23 protein-coding genes are annotated in these 20,599 nt (G+C 74.1%); 4 read left to right on the plus strand and 19 right to left on the minus strand.

The annotated features are described in order from the left end of the window. The first annotated feature begins 84 nt into the window (after positions 1-84). Positions 85-1,161, plus strand: coding sequence for an ABC transporter permease (locus AB0D10_RS27910; RefSeq protein WP_360261563.1), 1,077 nt, complete (start codon positions 85-87; stop codon positions 1,159-1,161). Beyond that, positions 1,158-1,841: an ABC transporter ATP-binding protein gene (locus AB0D10_RS27915; protein WP_360261566.1), complete on the plus strand. Its 684-nt coding sequence runs from the start codon at positions 1,158-1,160 to the stop codon at positions 1,839-1,841. Before AB0D10_RS27910 ends, AB0D10_RS27915 begins: the two co-directional genes overlap by 4 nt. A 105-nt stretch (positions 1,842-1,946) precedes the next feature. On the opposite strand, the gene AB0D10_RS27920 is transcribed toward AB0D10_RS27915, so the two are convergent. Together AB0D10_RS27920 and AB0D10_RS27925 are read right to left on the minus strand one after the other, a co-directional pair. After that, positions 1,947-2,414, minus strand: coding sequence for a Uma2 family endonuclease (locus tag AB0D10_RS27920; RefSeq protein ID WP_360261569.1), 468 nt, complete (start codon positions 2,412-2,414; stop codon positions 1,947-1,949). A 100-nt stretch (positions 2,415-2,514) separates the two neighbouring features. Beyond that, positions 2,515-3,225: a GntR family transcriptional regulator gene (locus AB0D10_RS27925; protein ID WP_360261572.1), complete on the minus strand. Its 711-nt coding sequence runs from the start codon at positions 3,223-3,225 to the stop codon at positions 2,515-2,517. A gap of 374 nt (positions 3,226-3,599) precedes the next feature. Between AB0D10_RS27925 and AB0D10_RS27930 the strand changes: the two genes are divergently transcribed. Beyond that, the gene (locus AB0D10_RS27930) at positions 3,600-4,199 is read left to right on the plus strand and encodes a TetR/AcrR family transcriptional regulator (RefSeq protein WP_360261575.1); all 600 of its coding nucleotides are present in this window, start codon (positions 3,600-3,602) and stop codon (positions 4,197-4,199) included. 152 nt (positions 4,200-4,351) lie between these two features. Beyond that, the gene (locus AB0D10_RS27935; protein WP_360261578.1) at positions 4,352-4,678 is read left to right on the plus strand and encodes a hypothetical protein; all 327 of its coding nucleotides are present in this window, start codon (positions 4,352-4,354) and stop codon (positions 4,676-4,678) included. A gap of 4 nt (positions 4,679-4,682) precedes the next feature. Here the strand turns inward: AB0D10_RS27935 and AB0D10_RS27940 are convergent, their stop codons facing one another. The 17 genes from AB0D10_RS27940 to AB0D10_RS28020 all read right to left on the minus strand — a co-directional run bounded on the left by AB0D10_RS27940 (position 4,683) and on the right by AB0D10_RS28020 (position 20,534). Next, positions 4,683-5,597 (minus strand): ornithine cyclodeaminase family protein, encoded by a 915-nt coding sequence (locus tag AB0D10_RS27940; RefSeq protein WP_360261581.1) that lies wholly within the window; start codon positions 5,595-5,597, stop codon positions 4,683-4,685. 29 nt (positions 5,598-5,626) lie between these two features. After that, positions 5,627-6,655 (minus strand): proline racemase family protein, encoded by a 1,029-nt coding sequence (locus tag AB0D10_RS27945; RefSeq protein WP_360261584.1) that lies wholly within the window; start codon positions 6,653-6,655, stop codon positions 5,627-5,629. After that, the gene (locus tag AB0D10_RS27950) at positions 6,655-8,028 is read right to left on the minus strand and encodes an aldehyde dehydrogenase family protein (protein ID WP_360261752.1); all 1,374 of its coding nucleotides are present in this window, start codon (positions 8,026-8,028) and stop codon (positions 6,655-6,657) included. The genes AB0D10_RS27945 and AB0D10_RS27950 overlap by 1 nt, the downstream gene beginning before the upstream one ends. A 38-nt stretch (positions 8,029-8,066) precedes the next feature. Next, positions 8,067-9,071 (minus strand): proline racemase family protein, encoded by a 1,005-nt coding sequence (locus AB0D10_RS27955; RefSeq protein ID WP_360261587.1) that lies wholly within the window; start codon positions 9,069-9,071, stop codon positions 8,067-8,069. A 98-nt stretch (positions 9,072-9,169) separates the two neighbouring features. Continuing rightward, positions 9,170-10,078 carry a dihydrodipicolinate synthase family protein gene (locus AB0D10_RS27960; RefSeq protein WP_360261589.1) on the minus strand — a complete coding sequence of 303 codons (909 nt, stop codon included), beginning with the start codon at positions 10,076-10,078 and terminating at the stop codon, positions 9,170-9,172. A gap of 87 nt (positions 10,079-10,165) precedes the next feature. Beyond that, complete coding sequence (locus AB0D10_RS27965; RefSeq protein ID WP_360261591.1) at positions 10,166-11,605, minus strand: NAD(P)/FAD-dependent oxidoreductase; 1,440 nt, start codon at positions 11,603-11,605, stop codon at positions 10,166-10,168. Next, positions 11,586-11,906: a (2Fe-2S)-binding protein gene (locus tag AB0D10_RS27970; protein WP_360261754.1), complete on the minus strand. Its 321-nt coding sequence runs from the start codon at positions 11,904-11,906 to the stop codon at positions 11,586-11,588. Before AB0D10_RS27970 ends, AB0D10_RS27965 begins: the two co-directional genes overlap by 20 nt. 94 nt (positions 11,907-12,000) lie before the next feature. Beyond that, on the minus strand, positions 12,001-13,161 hold the full coding sequence (locus tag AB0D10_RS27975; protein WP_360261594.1) for an FAD-binding oxidoreductase: 1,161 nt from the start codon (positions 13,159-13,161) through the stop codon (positions 12,001-12,003). Positions 13,162-13,293: 132 nt separating this feature from the next. Beyond that, the gene (gene tatC / locus AB0D10_RS27980; RefSeq protein WP_360261596.1) at positions 13,294-14,238 is read right to left on the minus strand and encodes a twin-arginine translocase subunit TatC; all 945 of its coding nucleotides are present in this window, start codon (positions 14,236-14,238) and stop codon (positions 13,294-13,296) included. 121 nt (positions 14,239-14,359) lie between these two features. After that, complete coding sequence (gene tatA / locus AB0D10_RS27985; RefSeq protein WP_360261599.1) at positions 14,360-14,659, minus strand: Sec-independent protein translocase subunit TatA; 300 nt, start codon at positions 14,657-14,659, stop codon at positions 14,360-14,362. A 196-nt stretch (positions 14,660-14,855) separates the two neighbouring features. Then, complete coding sequence (locus AB0D10_RS27990; RefSeq protein ID WP_360261601.1) at positions 14,856-15,035, minus strand: hypothetical protein; 180 nt, start codon at positions 15,033-15,035, stop codon at positions 14,856-14,858. Between the two features lie 21 nt (positions 15,036-15,056). Next, a complete protein-coding gene (locus tag AB0D10_RS27995) occupies positions 15,057-15,236 on the minus strand; it encodes a hypothetical protein (protein WP_360261603.1) in 180 nt (59 codons plus the stop codon). A 54-nt stretch (positions 15,237-15,290) separates the two neighbouring features. After that, positions 15,291-16,247, minus strand: coding sequence for a WYL domain-containing protein (locus tag AB0D10_RS28000; RefSeq protein WP_360261606.1), 957 nt, complete (start codon positions 16,245-16,247; stop codon positions 15,291-15,293). Continuing rightward, the gene (locus tag AB0D10_RS28005) at positions 16,244-17,224 is read right to left on the minus strand and encodes a WYL domain-containing protein (RefSeq protein WP_360261609.1); all 981 of its coding nucleotides are present in this window, start codon (positions 17,222-17,224) and stop codon (positions 16,244-16,246) included. The genes AB0D10_RS28000 and AB0D10_RS28005 overlap by 4 nt, the downstream gene beginning before the upstream one ends. 245 nt (positions 17,225-17,469) lie before the next feature. After that, entirely contained in the window at positions 17,470-17,853 is a 384-nt protein-coding gene (locus AB0D10_RS28010) for an FKBP-type peptidyl-prolyl cis-trans isomerase (RefSeq protein WP_360261612.1), read from the minus strand. A gap of 176 nt (positions 17,854-18,029) precedes the next feature. Continuing rightward, positions 18,030-19,343, minus strand: coding sequence for an FKBP-type peptidyl-prolyl cis-trans isomerase (locus tag AB0D10_RS28015; protein WP_360261614.1), 1,314 nt, complete (start codon positions 19,341-19,343; stop codon positions 18,030-18,032). Between the two features lie 204 nt (positions 19,344-19,547). Beyond that, a complete protein-coding gene (locus tag AB0D10_RS28020; protein ID WP_360261616.1) occupies positions 19,548-20,534 on the minus strand; it encodes an FKBP-type peptidyl-prolyl cis-trans isomerase in 987 nt (328 codons plus the stop codon). Positions 20,535-20,599: the final 65 nt, after the last annotated feature.

Raw genomic sequence — 20,599 nt, forward strand, 5'->3', positions numbered from 1 at the left:
TGCAATCCCCGGCGCGATGCCCCGGGGCCCTGCGGTCCACGACGGTGGGAACGTCGGAAATCACCTGTGCAGAGGAAGGCCACCGTGTTCGTCGCCTGGAGGGACCTGAGGTTCGCCAAGGGGCGGTTCGCCCTGATGGGAACCGTCATCGTGCTGATCACCGTGCTGGTCGGGATGTTGTCCGGACTGACCGCCGGACTCGGCCGGCAGAACATCTCCGCGATCACCGGCCTGCCCGCCGACCACCTGGTCTTCGGCAAACCCGCCGACGGGCAGGAGCTCTCCTTCACCGACTCCCAGGTCACCCCCGAGCAGTGGCAGGCCTGGGCCCGCGAGCCCGGCGTCACCTCCGCCCAGCCGCTCGGCATCACCACCACCAAGGCCGCCGCCGGGAGCCGCACCGCCGCGCTCTCCGCCTTCGGCGTCCCCGACGGCTCCGGGCTGGCCCCGCAGGGCACCCGGATCGCCCCCGGCCAGGCGGTGCTGTCCAGGACCGCCGCCGAGAACCTGGGCGGCCTCGCCCCCGGCGCCGACTTCACCCTGGCCGGGCACCCGCTGCGGGTCGCGGCCGTCGACGGCGACGTCGCGTACAGCCACACCCCGGTGATCTGGACCAGCCTCACCGACTGGCAGCAGTTCGCCCCCGGCGGCACCGGCCACGCCACCGTCATCGCCCTCACCACGGCGAAGGGCGCCGACCTCGCCGCCGCCGACGCCCGCCACGGCACGCAGAGCCGCACCCGCGACGACGCCCTCGCCGCGATCGGCTCCTACACCTCCGAGAACGGCTCCCTGCAGCTGATGCGCGGCTTCCTGTTCGCCATCTCGGCGCTGGTGATCGGCGCGTTCTTCACCGTCTGGACGATCCAGCGCAGCGGCGACATCGCCGTCCTCAAGGCCCTCGGCGCGTCCACCCGCTACCTGCTGCGCGACGCGCTCGGCCAGGCCGTCCTGCTGCTGGTGCTCGGCACGGCCGCCGGCACCGCGATCGCGCTCGGCGCGGGCTCGCTCATCGGCTCCGCGGTGCCGTTCGTCCTGGACGCCCCGACCCTGCTGCTGCCCGCCGCCGTCATGATCGCCCTCGGCGCGGTCGGCGCGGCCCTGTCCATCCGCCGGATCACCTCCGTCGACCCGCTGACCGCCCTGGGGAGCGCCCGATGACCCTGACCCTCGACCGCGTCACCCTGACCTACCCGGACGGCGACGGCCGGCTCACCGCCCTCGACGACGTCTCGCTGACCGTCCCCGAGGGCTCGATCACCGCCGTCGTCGGCCCGTCCGGCTCAGGCAAGTCCAGCCTGCTGGCGGTGGCCGCCACCCTGATCGCCCCGGACTCCGGGCGGGTCGTCGTCGACGGCACCGACACCGCCGGCCTCGGCCGGGCGGACCTCACCGCCCTGCGCCGCACCCGGATCGGCATCGTCTTCCAGCAGGCCAACCTGCTGCCCTCGCTCAGCGCCGCCGAACAGCTCCAGGTGATGGCGCACCTCGACGGCCGCTCCCCCCGCGAGGCGCTCCCCCGCGCCCTGGAGCTGCTGGACGCCGTCGGCCTGCGCGACCAGGCCGGCCGCCGCCCGCACCAGCTCTCCGGCGGCCAGCGCCAGCGCGTCAACATCGCCCGCGCCCTGATGAACGACCCCACGGTCCTCCTGGTGGACGAGCCGACCAGCGCCCTCGACCACGAACGGGGCGCCGCCGTCCTGGACCTGATCACCGAACTCACCCACCGCCGGGCCACGGCGACGGTCCTGGTCACCCACGACCGCACCCACCTGACGGCCGTCGACCAGGTCGCCGAGGTCCACGACGGGCGGCTGACCCTGCCCGCGGCGGTCGGCTAGGCGAACGGGTCGTCCACCTCCAGGACCACCGTGTCCCGGGCAGCACGAAGGACTGCCCGGGACCGCACACCACCCGCTTCCGGTACTCCCCGTCCCGGGGCTCCGTCAGCACCAGCACCCGCCGGCCGATCCGGTCGACGACCACGTAGGCGGCACCCCGGCCATCGCGTTCGCGGCGGATTTCCTGGTGAGGTCACTGCACAGCGCCGCCGAGGTCACCTCCAGCACGAGCCGGAAGATCGCGGGGTCGTAGGCCCCGTAGTCCAGGACCCGGTCGTCGCAATCCGCGTCGGTGATCGCCAGATCCGGCTGCGCGTAGTCGAACGGTCCGTCAGGCAGCCAGATGCCGATGTTCTGCCACACCTCGGTCTCGCCGCCGTCGAGCCCAGCCCGGTTGAACGCACGGTCGAAGCGCCTCACCGATCGGTCATGTGACATGTCCGGGGTGGGCGTCACGGTGATCTCGCTCCCGATGATCTCGACCCGGTGGCCGGGGAGCTGCTTCGAGATCAGCTCCGCGCTTTCGAGCAGCGTCATCTGCTCGAAAGGCTCTTCCACTGCCGCGGCGGACATGGAGTTCCTCCTGGCTGCCGATGTCGAGAGCATCATCGTAGGACCCGGGCGTCCCCCGACGCCCGATCCCCAGTCTTCACCCGAACGAGCGGTTTGGCCCCTACCGGGCCCGCAGCCGCAGCGCCGGCCGCTCCGGCTCGGCCGCCTCGCCCTGCCCGGCCCAGAGCGACCGCACGTGGCTGAGGTGCCGCGTCATGCAGGCCTCGGCCGCCTCCGCGTCGCCGGAGATCATCAGGTCGAGCAGTTCCAGGTGTTCCTCCGCCGACGACACCAGCTCGCCGCGCTCGTCGAGCCGGTTGAGCCCGTAGAGCCGCGAGCGCTTGCGCAGGTCGCCGACGACGTCGACCAGCCGGGCGTTGCCGGCGAGGCCGAGCAGGTCGAGGTGGAACTGCCGGTCGGCCTCCAGGTAGCCGATCAGGTCGTGCTTGCGTGCCGCGGCGACGATGGCAACCGCCTGCGGGCGCAGCTGCTCCAGCTGGTCCTTGGTGGCGCTGCGGGTGACCCGGCCCACGGTCGGGACCTCGATCAGGGCGCGGATCTCGGTGTAGTCGTCGAGGTCGCGTTCGGTGAGTTCGGTGACCCGGAATCCCTTGTTGCGGACGGCCTCGACCAGGCCCTCGCGGGCGAGGTCGAGCATGGCCTCGCGGACGGGGGTGGCGGAGACGCCGAAGTCGGCGGCGAGGGCGGGGGCGGAGTAGACGACGCCGGGGCGCAGTTCGCCGGAGATCAGGGCCGCGCGGAGCGCGTGGGCGACCTGGTCGCGAAGCCGCTCCTGGACGGAGATCAGGGTGCGGGGTTTGAGGTCGGCCATGGTGTTCCTCCGGGTGGGTGCAGAACACCAGTGTACAATGTCACGTTACGTTGCGTAGGCAACAGTCCGCGATTCAAGCACTCTGCCGGGCGTCGAAAGCCATGGTGGCAGCGGCCGTCGGCCGTGACAACGGCCGACGGCACACGATCTGCCACCGCGGGGCCCACCCCCGGCGCAACCGCCCCACCATCGCACTCGGGCTCGCCGCACCCGCGCCCGGCCGACGCCGCGCCGGGAACGCCCCGACTGTCGCTGCTCGACGGGCATGCGCCCACCCCTTCCCCGGAACGAACGCTCCATCCAGAGCGACGGGGCTGACGCTGACACAGCTCTGGAACGAACGCTCTATTCATGTCATCGGCTACGATCACGCCGTGAAGACGCCCGAGAGGACCACCGTCGGCACCCGCGAGCGGATCGTCCGGGCCACCTCCCGGCTGCTGCAGCGCCAGGGGTACGAGGGCACCGGGGTCAAGCAGATCTCCCGCGAGGCGGAGGCCACCCTCGGCTCCGTCTACCACTTCTTCCCGGGCGGGAAGCAGGAGTTGGCCGCCGAGGCGATCCGGCACGGGGACGAGGAGTTCGCCGTCCTGCTGCGCGCCGGACTGGGCTCCTCGCCCGACCCCGGCGAGGCGGTGCTCGTCTGCACCCGGATGCTCGCGCGCGAGCTGCGCGCCTCCGACTGGCAGGACGGCTGCCCGGTCAGCACCACCGCCCTGGAGACGGCCGGCCGCGCACCCGAGATCGAGCGGGCCGTGGCCGCGGCCTACGCCAACTGGCGGGCCATCGTGGTGGACCACCTGGTCGCGGCGGGCATCGGCACGCAGGACGCCGCCGAGCTGGCCGGCACCGTCATCTGCACCCTGGAGGGCGCCGAGCTCGCCGCCCGGATCGCCTGCAGCGAGGAGCCCCTGCTCGTCAGCGGCAAACACCTGGCCCGACTGCTCGGGACCTACACCGGCGCGCAGCGCTAGGACACCCGCAACCGGCCTCCGGACACCCGCGACCGGCGCCGGACCAGCGGGCGCCGGCACCGGAACGCGAAGGAGCCGGCCCGACGGGGGATCCCTTCCCACCGGGCCGGCTCCGGCCTCACCACTCCCGAACACCGTCAGGAGCCACGGATTTGGGCATCGACCTCGCCCTGTACGACGGCCGCCCCGGCAGCGGCCGGAGCAGCGGCATGCTGCACCTCTCGTACGACCACGGCGACGCGCTCGCCGACGCCCTGGCCGAGCACGCCCGCCCGCCCGACCACCGGCTCGGCCGGGTCGACCCGTACGGCGACACCTGGTTCAACGAGCAGGACGCGGCCGCCACCTTCGAGGAAGCCACCGCACTGCTCGCCCGCTGCACCACCGAGGCGCAGCGGGCGGCCGTCCGCGACCTGCGGAACCTGCTGGCGAACTGTGCCGCGATCCCGGGCAGTTGGATCTGCTTCATCGGCGACTGAGCCGCTACGGCGACGCGACGCGGCCCGCCCGGTACACCTCCGCCGCGACCGCCAGGTCCTCCCAGGCCATCCCGACGCTCTTGAAGAACCGCGGCCGCCCGGTCGGCACCGGCGCGTCGCCGCGCACCAGCTCGGCCAGGTTCCACAGCTGCCGCCCGGCGACGCCCGCCATCAGCAGGTCCCCGGCCTCGCGGCCCGCGACCGACCGGGCCTCGACGTACAGTTCGGCGCGCCCGACCAGCGTCCCGTCCACCTCCCGGGCGTCCGGTTCGTGCGAGCCGACGGCGGCCACCGCCGCGTGCGCGGGCACCAGCGCGCCGTCGAACAGCGGCGTGCGGGCGGTGGTGCAGCAGACCACCAGGTCCGCGTCCGCGACGGCCTCCGGCCCGGCGACGGCGGCGGCCAGCCCGAGCCGCTGCCCGTACCCGGCGAGCGCCGCGGCGCGCCCGGCGTGGCGCGCCACCACGGTGAGCCGGGTCAGCGGCCGGACGGCCAGCAGGGCGTCCAGGTGCCCGTACGCCTGCGGCCCGGAGCCGAACAGGACGAGGTGTGCCGCCTCCGGCACGGCCAGTCGCCGCAGCGCCGCAGCGGTGACGGCGGGTGTGCGCAGCGCGGTGAGCGCGGCGCCGTCCAGCAGGGCGATCGGCTGCAGGGTGGGCCCGTCGAGCAGCAGGTAGCTGCCGGTGATCCGGGGCAGCCCGTGCCCGGGGTTGGCGGGCGCAACCCCGGCGATCTTGACTCCGGCGTACGGCCCGGCGGCCGCGGGCATGAGCAGCAGTTCGCCGGCGGGCACCGGCACGGCCGATCGGGCGGGTGCCGCCTCCGGGTCGAACCCGTCCAGCAGCACCCGCTCGATCGCCCCCACCGCACCGGCGGGCCCGACTCCGCCGGTGCCCGGTACGGCGTACTGGAGCGGCACAACAGCCGTTCCGGGCGGTGCGGTCGGTCTCACAGGAGGAACCCCGTCCCCAGCTCGTCGCCCGGCTCCAGGACGAAGCCGTGCTCGCCGGTGCGGTGGGCGGTTCCGCCGACCTCGGTGACGACGCCCCCACCGAGCGGATCCCCGCCGGGGAGCGCCCGGCCGGTGAACACCGTGCCGATGATCGACTCGTGCCGCAGCGGCTCCCCCGGGGCCAGCCGGCCCTCGGCGGTGAGCACCGCGAGCCGGGCGGAGGTGCCGGAGCCGCAGGGCGAGCGGTCGATCTGCCCGTCCGCGAACACGGTGACGTTCCGCTGGTTCAACACGTCGTGGTCGGAGGGGAGTTCGTCGTGCAGGATCACCCCGTACACGCCGGACAGCCGGGGGTCGGTGGGGTGCTCGACCGCGTCCTCGCCGGCCAGCGCCGCCCGGATCTCCCGCCCGACGGCGGTGAGTTCGGGCAGCTGCGCCGGTTCCACCGCCAGCCCCAACGAAGCGGCCGGCACCGAGGCGTAGCAGGCGCCGGAGTGCGCGACCGCGACCTCGACCGTTCCGCGCGAGGTCCGCACCGGCAGCTTCAGCGCGCTCACCCGGCTGGGCACGTTGCGGAAGGTGACGCCGGTGGTGCGCCCGCCGGCCCGGTGGACCAGCGCGGTGACCCGGCCCGAGGGCACGTCGATCCGCACCCGGGCCACGCCGTCCGCGGGGGCGGCGACGAGTCCGGACTCGACCGCCCAGGCGCCGAGCGCGATGGTGCCGTGCCCGCAGGCCGTCGAGTAGCCGTCCTTGTGCCAGAACAGCACGCCCAGGTGGGCCTCGTCGTCGTCCGGCGGCACCAGGAAGCCGCCGTACATCCCGGCGTGTCCGCGCGGCTCGCGGGTGAGCAGCCGCCGGACGTCGTCCAGTGCGCTGGGCCGGGGAGCGGTGGCGCTGCCGCCCGCGCCGAGCGCGATGGCCCGGCGTTCCGCGACGGTGTCGCCGGGGATGGCCGGCGTGCCGTCCAGCACGATCCGGAACGGCTCGCCGGCGGTGTGGTAGTCGACGGTGCGGACGAACATCAGGCACCTCCGCCCGGCAGCACGCTGACCGTCCGGCTGACGGTGTAGAAGTCCAGGGCGGCCTGGCCCTGTTCGCGGTCGCCGTGGCTCGCGCCCTTGGCGCCGCCGAAGGGCAGGTGGAAGTCGACGCCGCTGGAGGGGGCGTTGATCCGGATCATGCCCGCGTCCAGCCGGTCGGCGGCGGCCAGGGCCACGTCCAGGCTGCGGGTGTGGACCGAGGTGGCGAGGCTGTGCGGGGTGTCATTGGCGAGCGCGATCGCCTCGTCGAGGTCGGCGACGGCGTGCAGCACGGCGATCGGGCCGAAGAACTCCTCGCGGGCCAGCGGGTGTTCGGCCGGCACCTCGGCGAGCAGGGTCGGCTCGACGTACCAGCCGGCCCGCTCGGGCACCGCGCCGCCGGTGAGCACGCTCGCCCCGGCCTCGACGGCCGAGGCGACCGCGAGCGTCAGCCGGTCCCGGGCGCCGGAGTCGACCACCGGCCCGCACACCGCGTCGTCGACCGCCGCCAGCGCCTTGACCAGGGCGTCACGCAGCGGCTCGTACGCGGCGCCGACCGCGATCACCCGGCTGGTGGCGGTGCACTTCTGCCCGGCGTACCCCGCGATGGCGGCCGCGAGGTGGCCGGCGGCCTGGTCGATGTCGGCGTCCGGGAGCACCAGCGCGGCGTTCAGCCCGCCGAGTTCGGCCTGCACCGGCACTCCGCGCCCGGTCGCGGCGCGCACCACGGCCCGGCCGACGCCGGTCGAGCCGGTGAAGGAGACCACGTCGGCCGCGTCGACCAGTGCCGCGCCCTCCTCGGCCCCGCCGGGCAGCACCGTGAACACGTCCTCGGGCAGTCCGGCCGCACGGGTCAGCTCCGCCAGCCGCAGCGCGCACGCCGTCGCCTCGGGTGCCGGCTTGAGCACCGCCGTGTTGCCCACCGCCAGCGCCGGCGCGGCCTTCCAGCTGGGGATCGCCAGCGGGAAGTTCCACGGCGCGATCAGCCCGGCCACCCCGTACGGGCGGCGCCGGGTGAGCAGCAGCCCGGGCCCGGCGGCGGGCTCGTGCACCGCCCCCGAGGCCGCGTACGGCGCCTGCGCGTAGTAGCGCCAGATCGCCGCGGTCCGGGCGACCTCGCCGCGCGCCTCGGCGAGCGGCTTGCCGACCTCGCGCACGATCAGCGCGGTCAGTTCCTCCGCGTGCGCCTCGACGGCGTCGGCGATCCGGCCGAGCGCCGCCGCGCGGGCGCCCGCGCCGGCCGCGAGCCAGCCGGCCTGGGCGCTCCGGGCCCGCCCGACGGCGGCCCGGACGGCGTCGGCGCCGGGTTCCTCGACGGCGGTCACGAGGTCGTCCGGGTCGGCGGGGTTGTACGAGGTGATGGTCACGACTGGCAGCCCTTCAGGGGAGGTTCGGAGCAGGCTCGGGGCCCGGCCTACAGCAGGAAGCCCGCCGGGAACGGGTCGCTCGGGTCGAGGAAGTACTGGGCGGTGCCGGTGACCCAGGCCCGCCCGGTGACGGTCGGCACGACGGCGGGCCGCCCGGCCACCTCGGTCCCCTCGACCAGCCGCCCGGTGAAGGTGGTGCCGATGAAGGAGTCGTTGCGGAAGTCCTGGCCGAGCGGGAGTTCGCCACGCGCGTGCAGCTGGGCCATCCGCGCCGAGGTGCCGGTGCCGCAGGGCGAGCGGTCGAACCAGCCGGGGTGGATGGCCATCGCGTGCCGGGAGTGCTCGGCGGTGGAGCCGGGGGCGAGCAGCTGGACGTGGTGGCAGCTGTGGATGGACGGGTCCTCCGGGTGCACCGGCCGGTCGGGGCCCGCGTTGATCGCGTCCATCATCGCGAGGCCGGCGTCCAGGATCTCCTGCTTGCGCTCGCGTTCGAAGGGCAGCCCGAACTCGGCGAGCGGCAGGATGGCGTAGAAGTTGCCGCCGTACGCGAGGTCGTAGGTCACCGTGCCGTAGCCGGGCACCTCGATCTTGCGGTCCAGTGCGACGGAGTAGGAGGCCACGTTGCGGATGGTGACCGCCTTGGCGGCGCCGTCCTCGACGTGCACCTCGGCGACCACCAGTCCGGCCGGGGTGTCCAGCCGCACGGTGGTGACCGGCTCGACGACCGGCACCATCCCGGTCTCGACCAGGACGGTGGCGACGCCGATGGTGCCGTGCCCGCACATCGGCAGCAGTCCGGAGACCTCGATGTAGAGCACGCCGAAGTCGGCGTCCGGCCGGGTGGGCGGCTGCAGGATGGCGCCGCTCATCGCCGCGTGGCCGCGCGGCTCGTACATCAGCAGGGTGCGGAAGTGGTCCAGGTGCTGCTGGAAGTGCACCCGGCGCTCGGCCATGGTGGCGCCGGGGATGACGCCGAAGCCGCCGGTGATCACCCGGGTCGGCATGCCCTCGGTGTGCGAGTCGACGGCGTGGAACACGTGACGGCTGCGCATGGGTCACAACTCCCGTACAGGTTCGGATGGTCGGTGGGTTCAGGGGGCCGGGCCGGCTGCTCCCGCAGCCGGCCGGGAGGGGTACTGGCCGACAAGCCCTAAGCGAGGCCCTCGGCCAGCGCCTTCTCGGTCGCGGCGCGGACGGCCGCCTCGACCTCCGGGGTGAGCGGCTGGCGCGGGGCCCGGACCGGACCGCCGGGGCGCCCGGCGATGTCCATGGAGAGCTTGATGGCCTGGACGAACTCGGTCTTGGAGTCCCAGCGCAGCAGCGAGTGCAGCGACGTGTACAGCGGCAGCGCGGTCTCCAGGTCGTGTCCCACCGCGGCGTCGTAGAGCGCGACCGAGGCCTCCGGCAGCGCGTTCGGGTAGCCGGCGATCCAGCCGACCGCGCCGGCCAGCGCCAGTTCCAGCAGCACGTCGTCGGCGCCGATCAGCAGGTCCAGCCCGGGGGCCAGTTCGGCGATCTCGTACGCCCGGCGGACGTCCCCGCTGAACTCCTTGACGGCGACGATCGAGCCCTCGCCGTGCAGTTGGGCGAGCAGCGCGGGGACGAGGTCCACCTTGGTGTCGATCGGGTTGTTGTACGCGACGATCGGCAGGCCCGCCTGGGCGACCTCGGCGTAGTGCGCGCGCACCGAGGCGTGGTCGGCCCGGTAGGCGTTCGGCGGGAGCAGCAGGACGGAGCCGGCGCCGGCCTCGGCGGCCTGTTCGGCCCAGCGGCGGGACTCGGCGCTGCCGTACGCGGCCACCCCGGGCATGACCCGGGAGCCGTCGCCGGCCGCCTCGACGGCCACCTCGACGACCCGGGCGCGCTCCTCGGCGGTGAGCGTCTGGTACTCGCCCAGCGAGCCGTTGGGGACGACGCCCTCGCAGCCGGAGTCGATCAGCCAGCGGACGTGCTCGGCGTACGCGTCGTAGTCGACGGAGTGGTCCGGGCGCAGCGGGATCGTGGTGGCGACCATGATGCCGCGCCAGGGACGGGTGGTGTCGTGCGGGGTGATGGACACGGTGTACTCCTTGGTGAGGTGTGACATTTTATAGGTGGGGGCAGGCCGGAGACAAGGTCCCCGGCCCACCGGTTCGAGGACGGGCCGTCACGACTCCGGGGAGGGCCCCGCCGCCAGCTGCGAGAGCGGCACCGGGCAGCCCAGCGGCCGCCGGTCGGGCCCCGGACCGCCCGACGCCGACCCCGGAGCCGGACCGGCCAGGCAGGCCACGGCCGGACCGCACATCCGCCCCTGGCACCAGCCCATCCCGGCCCGGGTCAGCAGCTTCACGGTGCGCGGGTCCCCCGCGCCCAGTTCGTCCACGGCCTCCCGGATCGCCGCGACCGGCACCTCCTCGCACCGGCAGACGTCGGTGTCCGGACGCAGCCACCCGGTCCAGCCCGGCCCGGGCCGGTGGGCGGCGGCCATCAGCTCGGCGAAGGCCCGCAGCCGCGAGCGGCGGCGCAGCAGCGCGGCCTCCGGCAGCGCCCCGGCCACCGCGTGCGCGGCCAGTTCACCCTCGGCGAGCGCGAGGTCGGCGCCGCCGACGCCGTTGGTCTCCCCGGCCGACCACAGGCCGGGCACGCTGGTGCGCAACCGGGCGTCGACCTCCAGCGAGACCGCGCCGTCCGGCCCGGTCCGGGTGCGCGCGCCCAGCTCGGTGGCCAGGTCGATCTGTGGCAGCAGACCGTGGCCGACGGCGAGCGCGTCGCAGTCGATCCGCCGCCCGGTGCCGGGCACCGGGCGCCAGTCGGCGTCCAGCCGGGCCACCGTGACGCCGGTGACCCGGTCCGTCCCGTGTGCCTCGACCACCGCGCTGCGCGGGCGCAGCCGCACGCCGTGCCGCAGCAGCGCCCCGCCGTGCCCGGCGCCCTCGACCAGCTTGCCGGGGACGCCCGCCAGCACACCGGGCCCCCGCGCGTACCCGAGGTAGGCGGTGGCCTCGACCACGGCGGGCACCTCGGCCCCGGCGGTGACCAGCGAGGACGCCGCGGCGAGCAGCAACGGCCCGCTCCCGGCGACCACGATCCGCCGTCCGGGCAGCACCAGTCCGGCCTTGAGCATGGCCTGCGCGCCGCCCGCGGTCACCACCCCGGGCAGGGTCCAGCCGGGGAACGGCAGCTGCCGCTCGTACGCACCGGTGGCGAGCAGCACCGACCGGGCCCGGACGGTGGCCCGGTCGGTGCTCCCGGGCCCGCGGGTGACGTGCACCGCGAAGCCGCCGTCGGAGCGCTCCAGCGCCCAGACCTGGTGTCCGCCCCGGAAGACGGCCCGCCCGGCCCGCTCGTGGGCGGCGAGCCGGTCGGCGAGGCCGGTGTAGGCGGACCAGTGGTGGTGCAGCCGGTCCGGCCGGGCCGCGCCAAGGCCGGGCGCGGGGTGGCGGTAGTACTGCCCGCCGGTCTGCTGTCCGCCGTCCAGCAGGACGCAGCGCAGCCCGAGGTCGGCGGCGGTGACGGCGGCGGCGAGCCCGGCCGGGCCGGCCCCGACCACGGCGAGGTCGAACGGCGCGCGGTCGATCGGCGCGGGGTCAGACGGCGAGGTCGGCACGGCCGTGGCCCTCCTGGGTGGTGACGGTGGTGCCCGGCTCGGCGGGGAGCAGGCAGGTGCGCTGGTTGGGACGGCCGTCCACGGTGGCCAGGCAGTCGAAGCAGCTGCCGATGCCACAGAACGCCCCGCGCGGCGTCCCGCCGACCCGGGTGGTGCGCCAGGCCAGCACGCCGTCGGCCCACAGGGCGGCGGCGATGGACTGCCCGGGCAGCGCGGGGACGGGCCGGCCGTCGAACTCGATGTGGTGGGCGGGCCCGGGCTCGGCCTCGACCAGCCCGGCGGGGGTGCGGCGGCGGCGCATCGGCGGCGTCTCCAATCCAGGACGGAATCTCATGGGGAACGGAACCCGGGCGGGAGCCCCGGGCGGACGGCCTCGCCCGGCGGGCCGGGCGGGCTCAGGCGGCGGGGAACCGGTCCGCGCGGAACGGCGTGAGGTCCTGTTCCGGCTGCTTTCCGGTGAGCTGTTCGCTGATCAGCAGCCCGGTCGCCGGGGCCAGCCCGATCCCGGCTCCCTCGTGGCCGCAGGCGTGGTACAGCCCGGGCACCCGGGGGTCCGCCCCGATGGCCGGCAGGTGGTCCGGCAGGTACGGGCGGAAGCCCCGGTAGGCGCGCAGCACGGTGACGTCCGCGAGCACCGGGAAGAGGTCGGCAGCCTGGCCGGCGAGCCGCCGCAGCACCTCCTGGGAGAGCGTGCGGTCGTAGCCGACCCGTTCCCGGCTGGCGCCGATCAGCACCGGCCCGCCCGGGGTGCCCTCGACCACGGCGGAGGTCTCCAGTCCGGCCGAGCCGCTGGCCACGTTGGCCACGTAGTCGGCGGCGTAGACCTTGTGCCGGACGACCCTCGGCAGCGGCTCGGTGACCAGGACGAAGCCACGCCGGGGCATCACCGGCAGGTGCACCCCGGCCAGGGCCGCCAGCTCGCCGCCCCAGGTGCCGCCCGCGTTGACCACGGCGGGCGCGGCCAGCCGGCGGCGGTCGGTCCGCACGCCGCACACGGCGCCGTCGGGCCCCCGGTCGACGGCCGTCACGGTCTCCCCCGTGATCAGCTCGGCGCCCCCGCGCCGGGCCGCGCGCAGCAGGTGGGCGGCGGCCAGGGCGGGCTGGACCTGGGCGTCCTGCGGGTAGTGGAAGCCGCCGGCCAGGCCGGGGGCCAGGTGCGGTTCCAGTTCCCGCAGCCGCTCGCCGGGCACCTCCTCGGCGACCACCCCGACGGCGCGCTGCGCGGCCGCGAAGGCCCGCAGGGCCTCCTGCCCGGCTGCGGTGGAGGCGACCACCACACCGCCCTTGGCCTCGTACTCGACGGCCGCGCCGAGGTCCTCGGCGAGTTCGCGCCAGAGCCGGGTGCTGAGCAGGGCGAGGTCGAGTTCGGGTCCGGGCTCCTTGTCGGAGACCAGCAGGTTGCCCTCGCCCGCGCCGGTGGTACCACCGGCCACCGGCCCGCGGTCCACGACGGCGACGGTGAGCCCGGCACGGGCGGCGTAGTAGGCGCAGGCGGCGCCGACCACACCGGCGCCGACCACGACGACATCCAGGGGAGGTCTCTCGGTCTTCAGCACGTCAGTAATATGTCACATGCCATCCACCCTGCCAAGGGCACCCCACCGAAACCCCAGGAAGCCCCCGACCAGCGAAAAGCCCCGGCCCGCCGCTCGCAGCGACGGACCGGGGCTCCCTCAGGACCCACCGGCTCAGGTGATGTCGTCCATCTGCTCGTGGCGCGCGGCCGGCACCGGGGCGCTGGAGGCCGCCGGGGCCGCCGAGGCCCGGACGGACTCCGCCCCGGCCACCGGCTGCACGGACAGGTCGAGGTGCGAGGCCTCCTCGTCGTCCAGCAGGGCGTCCGGGTTGCGGCGCGCCTTGCGCTTGTCGAAGGCCAGCGCGATGATCACCGCGATGAAGTACAGGCCCCAGATCGGCGCGGCCAGCGCGAGCATGGTCAGCGGGTCGGCGCTCGGCGTGGCGAAGGCCGCGAACACCGTGATCGCCATGATCATCCCGCGCCACCAGCCGAGCAGCCGCTTGCCGCTGACCATGCCGACCAGGTTCATCATCACGAGCAGCAGCGGGAACTCGAAGGCGAGGCCGAAGACCAGCACCATCCGGGTGGCGATGTCGAAGTAGTCGTCCGGCGGCAGGATCGGCGTGGTGGTGTCCGGCGTGAACGAGATCAACACCTCGATCGTGGCGGGCAGCACCAGGAACGCGACGCCCACACCGGCCAGGAACAGCGGCGCCCCGCACAGCATGAAGATCACGGTGTACTTCTTCTCGTGCCGGTGCAGACCGGGCGCCACGAACGCCCACACCTGCCACAGCCAGATCGGCACCGAACCGACCACGCCGGCCGTCAGCGCGACCTTGAGCATCCAGGTGAAACCCGAGGTCAGACCGATGGTCGAGACCTGGGCGCACTTGCCGTGGTACTGGCCCGCGGTCTCCTTGGTGCACTGCGGAAGCGGCTTGAGGAGAAGGGTTTCGAGCTGCTTGTGGTAGATCAGGGCCACGATGGTGATCAGCACGATCGCCAGGACCGACTTGACCACGCGGTTGCGCAGTTCCCGCAGGTGGTCGGCGAGGGCCATCCGCCCCTCAGGATCCTTTGACGCCTTCGGCGCCTTGGAGAGCTTGCTCAACCCCGGTCCTCAACTCGTGCGTCGAGGCCCGCCGGGCGGCGGGCCTCCATGGTCGTGTACGCCGCGTGCGTCGCAGACGTCGCACGTCTCACGTGTGTCGCGTGCCTCACGTGCGCCGTGCTCAGTGCGGGCGGTCGCCGTCGGGCGCGGACGACCCGGCCGCGGGCTCGGTCACCGGACGGGCCGTGGCCGACGCCCCCGGAGCCGCCTGGACGGTCCTGGCCGAGGAGCCGTCCACCGGCGCCGGAGCGGGCCGCTCCGGCGGCTCGGACGCGCCGTCCGCGCGCATCGCCCTGGCTTCGCTCTTCAGGATCCGCAGCGACTTCCCCAGCGACCGCGCCACCTCCGGCAGCCGCTTGGCTCCGAACAGCACGATGGCGAGTACCACGATCACCACGATCGCGGTCATCGAGATGCGCATGCGCGACCACCTTCAGTCACGGCGGCCCGACGGGCCGTCCGCTGCGGATGGTAACCGCTGCGGATGACGCCACGACGACGGCCGCCCGAACAGGACAACGGCCCCCGGCACTCGGATCCAGGAGCCGACTGAGAGCGTAACCCGCCCCTGCCCGCACACAGCAGCCCCCGTACGGCGGGGGCTGCGGGGAGGGGCGTCAGGCCCGGCTCGGCACCGCGTCGGCCAGCTCCTCCGCCGCCGCGGCCAGCGCCCGCGAGGCCGTGTCCACGCCCTTGGCGAGCGCCCGCACGTCGAGCCAGAGCCGGATCGCGAGGACCCCGAGGACCAGCAGGCCCGCGGTGGCGAGCAGGACGGCGGCGACGAGCATCCAGGACATGCGCCCCACCCTATACGGGCCCTACCCCTCGGCCGGGACGAGCCGCATGGTGCGCACTCCGGCCGCGGTGAGCGCCTCGACGATCTTCTCCCCGGCCGGTTTGCGCACCGCCGCCCCGCACAGCGGGCAACCGAAGCTGTAGTGCGCCTGGGCCGGGGTGCGACCGAGGGTCAGCCGGAACGCCTCAGCCGGGAGCTCCACCTTCTCCCGGCACTCCGAGCAGTACACCTTGAATCTCGTCCCGGGTTCCACCGCTCAGACCTGCCCCTCCCCGTAGGCGGCCAGCGCCTCCCGCGCGGCCGAGCGCGCCTGCTCGGCCAGTTCGCGCGGCGAGACGATCCGGCCGTCCCGGCCCAGCCGCAGCGCCAGCGGGCGCAGCTGGGAGGGGTCGGCGCTGCGCAGGGTGATCCGCAGTCCGCCGTCGGGCAGTTCCTCGGCCCGGTCGTGGGTGTAGTACTCGGCCACCCAGCGCCCGCCGGAGGAGACCTCGACGACCACCTCGGGGTCGTCGGCCGCCGGGTTGACCAGTCCACCGCTCAGGTCGCGCGGCTCGCGCCGGGGCGGGTCGGCCGGGACGTCCAGGACACGGATCTCGGCGACCCGGTCGAGCCGGAACATCCGGTGGTCCTCGGAGGTGCGGCACCAGGCCTCGAGGTAGGTGTGGCCCTCGGTGAGCAGCCGGATCGGGTCGACCTCGCGCTCGGTCATCCCGCCGCGCCCGTGCGAATAGTAGCGCAGCCAGAGCCGGCGGCCCTCGCTGAGCGCGCGGTCGATGTCCGCGAAGACGTGGCTCTCCGCCTCGAAGGTCACGCCGACCCGGGCGCTGCCCTCGGCGCTCTCGCCCGCCGCGTTCTCGATCTTGGCAACGGCCCGGGTGAGTGCCTCCCGGTCACCGGCCCGCAGCCCGGGCAGGCCGGCCACCGCGCGGGCGGCCACCAGCAGGGCGGTCGCCTCGTCGGCGGCCAGTCGCAGCGGCTGGGCCACGTCGTCGACGTTGTGCCACCAGATCCGCTCGCCGTCGGTGTCGATGTCGAGCAGGTCGCCGCCGCGGAAACTGGTGCCGCACATCGGCAGCACGTTGAGGTCCCCGATCAGCTCGCGCTCGCTGATCCCGAAGGCCCGGGCGACCTCGGCGACCTCGGCCCCGGGCCGCTCGCGCAGATAGGTGACCAGCGACAGCATCCGTCGCGTCTGGTCGATCGCATTGCTCATGCCCGCACGCCTTCCACATCCAGCCCCGCGACCGCCCGCAGCCGGTCGACCACATCCGCCCGCAGCTCCTCCGGCCCGAGCACCAGCACGTCCGGCCCGAACTCCGCCAGGTCGGCGCCCAGCCCGTTGCCGTAGGGGATCTCCAGCTCGTCCCAGGCCTCGTCGACCCGGCTGCTGGTCAGCGCCTTGGTGCGGAGCGGGAAGCCGGCGTCCCGGCGGACCCGGACGGTCGCGGTGGCGGTGGCGCCCTCCCCCGCGAACTTCGCCACGGTCGCCCGGACGTCCACGTGCTCGGGCACGGTGCCGAGGAAGGCCCCGCTCCTGGCCCGCACCTTGCCGGTGATCCGGCTGAGCCGGAACACCCGGGCGTCGCCCCGGTCACGGTCGTACCCGGCCAGGTACCAGTGCCCGCGCCAGCACTCCAGCGCCCACGGTTCGACGCTGCGCTGCTCGACGGCGGCGGCGCCGGCCTTGCGGTACTCGAAGCCGACCGGACGGCGGTCCCGGGCGGCGGTGAGCAGCGGCTCGAACGCGGCCTCCCGGGCGGGGATGCGCGGCTCCAGGGCGGTTCGGCCCTCGGCCTCGGCGAACGGCACACCGGCCGCGCGCAGCTTCTGGAGCGCGCCGCTGGCCGCTCCGGACATCTTGGCCTGCTGCCAGACCCGGGCGGCCAGGGTCAGCGCGGCCGCCTCCTCGGCGTCCAGCGCGATCTCCGGCAGCCGGTTGCGGTCGGCGCGGGCCAGGTAGCCGAGCTCGCCGTCCAGGGTGCTCTCGTCGACGTCGATCACCAGGCCGAGCTCGCGCAGGTCGTCCTTGTCCCGCTCGAACATCCGGTTGAAGGCGTCCTCGCTGCTGCCCTGCCAGGCCTCGCGGTACGCCTCGATGGATTCCCGCAGCTCCTTCTTGGAGAGCGGACGTCTGGTGTTCATCAGGCACAGGGCGAGATTCATCAGCCGCTCTGCCTTGGCGATCGCCATCGCTGACCCTTCCGGTGTGCCGCGCCGCGCGCGGGGTGCGCCAACCGGGCGATCACCACCCGGCGGGACCGACCGTACCGGTCGCGGTACGCACTGCAAAAGCGGCGTCCCGCACCCGGTCCCGCAGCCGTGCCGCACCCGGTCCCCGAGCCGGTCCGCGCCCGGCCGCCGGGCGGTGCCCGCCGGGCCCGGACACGCCCGTGGGCCGGGCCCCCGGAGGGGTCCGGCCCACGGCGCGATCGGGCTCAGACGGCCAGCAGGTCGACCACGAAGATCAGGGTCGAGCCCGGCGGGATGGCCGGGGTCGGCGACTGGTTGCCGTACGCCAGGCGGGCCGGGATGGTCAGCTCGCGGCGGCCGCCGACCTTCATGCCGACGACGCCCTGGTCCCAGCCCTTGATGACGCGGCCGCCACCGAGCGGGAAGCGGAACTCGTTCGGGCTCCGGTTCCAGCTGGCGTCGAACTCCTCGCCGGTCTCGAAGGTCACGCCGACGTAGCGGACGCTGACGTTCTGGCCCTTCTTGGCCTCCTCGCCGTCACCGACGACGATGTCGCGGATCTGCAGCTCCGCCGGGGCGTCGCCGATCGGGAAGTCGATCTCGGGCTTCTCGTTGAGGTTGACGCTCACAGTCCCTCTTCTCACGTTGCGCGTTGCATTCACGACCAAGCGGCGGACGCCCGCACCTCGGTCCACCCGGACGACAGTGCGGGCGGACCACGGTACCGGCGTCCGCCGCCCGTCCGGGTCCGGCCACGCGGCCGGACCCGAAGGTCACACGCACACCATTGTCACCCGAAAGTGGATCAGCCCTGACCCGCGTCGAGGATGTCCACGACGAAGACCAGCGTCGCGGCGGGCGGGATGTCGCCCTGGCCCTTGTCGCCGTAGCCCAGCGCGGCCGGGATCACCAGCTCGACCCGGCTGCCCACGGTCTGGCCCTCCAGGCCCTGGTCCCAGCCCGGGATGACCTGGCCACCGCCGACCGGGAAGGTGAACGCCTGGCCCTTGCTGAGCGAGGAGTCGAACACCTTGCCGTCCTTGAACAGCGCGCCGGTGTACTGGACGACGACCTTCTCGCCCTTCTCCACCTTCGGCCCGGTGCCCTTGATCAGGACGTGGGACTTCAGCTCCGTCGGGTCCTTGGCGCCGGCCACCGGGGTGATGTCGGCCGGCTTCTTGCCGTTGTCCTTGACCTGCGGGAAGTCCGCCGGCGGCGGGGTGACCGTGCCGCTGACCACCGAGTCGGGCGCGTTGGCGTTGCGGATGTCGATGACGAAGATCAGGTCGTCCTTCGCCCCGATCGACATGTCGGCCTTGCCCTGCGAGCCGAACGCGGCGGCCGGGGGGGCCACCACCAGCAGCCGGCTGCCGGCCTTCTTCCCGAGCACGGCCTGGTCCAGCGCCGGGATCAGCGAGTCCGTGCCGGCCTGGAAGATCTGCGGCTTGCCGTTGGCGTCGTACGAGCTCGGGATGTCCTTGCCGGTGTTCCAGTCCTTGGCGGTGTAGTCCACCGAGGCCCAGGAGTTCTTGTCCACCTTGGCGCCGGAGCCCTCGGAGAGCACCTTGACGACGAAGGAGCCGTCGGAGGCCTCGCCCGGCACCTGGATGTCGGCCTTCTTGCCGAAGTCACCGGTGACGGTCGGCAGCACCTTGGCACTGTCCTTGATCGGCGGCACCGGCTCGGCGCTCGGCGTGGGCGGCGCGGTCTTCGCCGCGTCCGGCTTGGCCGCGCTGGTGTCCTTGCCGCCGTCCTTGTTCACCAGGTACAGCGTCACGGCGCTGCCGGCCAGCAGCAGGGTCAGCACCGTGCCGAGGATCACACCGAGCCGGCCGACCCCGGGCGGGTTCTCGTCGTACCCGGCCTCGGAGGTGTCGGACCGCCGCACGGTGGAGGCGAAGATCTGCGGGGTGTCGTCGGTCTTCGTCCCGCCCGCGGCACGCGGCGCCTCACCGGGCTGGGCCCAGCCGGCCTGCTGCTTCAGGATCGACGGCGGGACGACGATCGACTCGCCGTCCCCCGGAAGCGGGCCGCCGGGACGGGAGGCGGCCGGGTCACCCGCAGGGCTGTCGTTCGCCGCGGTGCCGGCCCCGCCCGGGCTCGGCGTCTTCTCAGTCATGACTCCCCATCCATCTCGCCACAGGTCTTCCAGGTCTGCGCCCGGCGTGCTGAACGCCGGCCTGCCGTCGCACCGCCCGCCCCGGACCTTCGGCGCCGGACGGCACCTGCCACAGCGCGAGGGCATTATGACAGCTCAGGATGAGGGCGGACGCTTCGTTGTACGAGCGTCCGCCCAAGCGTACGGAATCCCCCGGGTCACTTCCTAGACCGCTTCCAGAATGTCGATCACGAAGACCAGCGTGGAGTTCGCCGGGACGGCGCCCTGCGCCTTGTCCTGGTAGCCGAGCGCGGGCGGCACCACGAGCATGACCCGGCTGCCGACGGTCTGCCCGACCAGGCCCTTGTCCCAGCCCTCGATCACGCTGCCGGTGCCGATCTGCACCGCCTGCGCGCCGCCGTGCGTCCAGGAGGAGTCGAACTGCTGGCCGTTGCTCCACAGCACCCCGGTGTACTGCACCACCAGGGTCTGCCCGCTCTTGACCGGCTTGCCCTCGCCCTTGATCAGCACCGCCTGCTGCAGGTCGGTGGGCGGGGCTTGCCCGGCCGGGATGGTGATCGTCACCGGCGCCTTGCCGTTGTCCTTGACCTGGGGCAGCGTCGCGGGCGGCTGGGTCATGTTCCCGCTCAGCGTGGAGTCCTGCGGCAGGCTCTCCATGATGTCCAGCACGAACACCACGGTGTCGTTCTTGTTGACGCCCAGCTGGCCGGAGCCCTGGTCGCCGAAGGCGGCCGCCGGCGGGGCCACCACCAGCAGCCGGCTGCCCACCTTCTTGCCGATCACGCTCTGGTCCAGCGCGGGCACCAGCTGCCCGCTGCCGGCCTGGTAGAGCTGCGGCTTGCCGTTGGGGTCGTACGAGCTGGGCAGTTCCTTGCCGGTGGTCCAGTCCTTCGCGCTGTAGTTGACCGTCACCCAGTCGCCCTTGTTGACGGTCGCCCGATCGCCCTCACTGACCGTGTTCACCACGAACTGCCCGCTGGGCTGGCCGTCGGGGATCGTGATGGTGGCCTTGCTGCCGAAACCGCCACCCGAAAGAGTGGGCATCGGCGACGCCTCGGACACCGGTGCCGGCACCGTCGGGGCGGCGCTCGCCGCGGACGGCGTCGCCGGACCGGCCGCCTTGGGGGAACTGCTGCAGGCCACCGCCAGCAGCAGCGGCAGGGTGAGAAGCAAACCGGCGGTGCGGCGCACGGTGGTCCTAACTGTCGGTCGAAGTCGGCTCTCCTGACTCGACGGACAGCGTATGCCCGGCACGC

Source organism: Kitasatospora sp. NPDC048545, assembly GCF_040651155.1.
In the GTDB taxonomy this organism is placed as follows: Bacteria; Actinomycetota; Actinomycetes; order Streptomycetales; family Streptomycetaceae; genus Kitasatospora.

Excerpts from the sequence above, each read along its gene's own strand:
- AB0D10_RS27915 (WP_360261566.1), top strand. The coding sequence starts at position 1,158 with ATGACCCTGACCCTCGACCGCGTCACCCTGACCTACCCGGACGGCGAC.
- AB0D10_RS27920 (WP_360261569.1), bottom strand. The coding sequence starts at position 2,414 with ATGTCCGCCGCGGCAGTGGAAGAGCCTTTCGAGCAGATGACGCTGCTC.
- AB0D10_RS27925 (WP_360261572.1), bottom strand. The coding sequence starts at position 3,225 with ATGGCCGACCTCAAACCCCGCACCCTGATCTCCGTCCAGGAGCGGCTT.
- AB0D10_RS27945 (WP_360261584.1), bottom strand. The coding sequence starts at position 6,655 with ATGTTCGTCCGCACCGTCGACTACCACACCGCCGGCGAGCCGTTCCGG.
- AB0D10_RS27955 (WP_360261587.1), bottom strand. The coding sequence starts at position 9,071 with ATGCGCAGCCGTCACGTGTTCCACGCCGTCGACTCGCACACCGAGGGC.
- AB0D10_RS27970 (WP_360261754.1), bottom strand. The coding sequence starts at position 11,906 with ATGCGCCGCCGCCGCACCCCCGCCGGGCTGGTCGAGGCCGAGCCCGGG.
- tatA (WP_360261599.1), bottom strand. The coding sequence starts at position 14,659 with ATGCGCATCTCGATGACCGCGATCGTGGTGATCGTGGTACTCGCCATC.
- AB0D10_RS27990 (WP_360261601.1), bottom strand. The coding sequence starts at position 15,035 with ATGTCCTGGATGCTCGTCGCCGCCGTCCTGCTCGCCACCGCGGGCCTG.
- AB0D10_RS28000 (WP_360261606.1), bottom strand. The coding sequence starts at position 16,247 with ATGAGCAATGCGATCGACCAGACGCGACGGATGCTGTCGCTGGTCACC.
- AB0D10_RS28005 (WP_360261609.1), bottom strand. The coding sequence starts at position 17,224 with ATGGCGATCGCCAAGGCAGAGCGGCTGATGAATCTCGCCCTGTGCCTG.
- AB0D10_RS28015 (WP_360261614.1), bottom strand. The coding sequence starts at position 19,343 with ATGACTGAGAAGACGCCGAGCCCGGGCGGGGCCGGCACCGCGGCGAAC.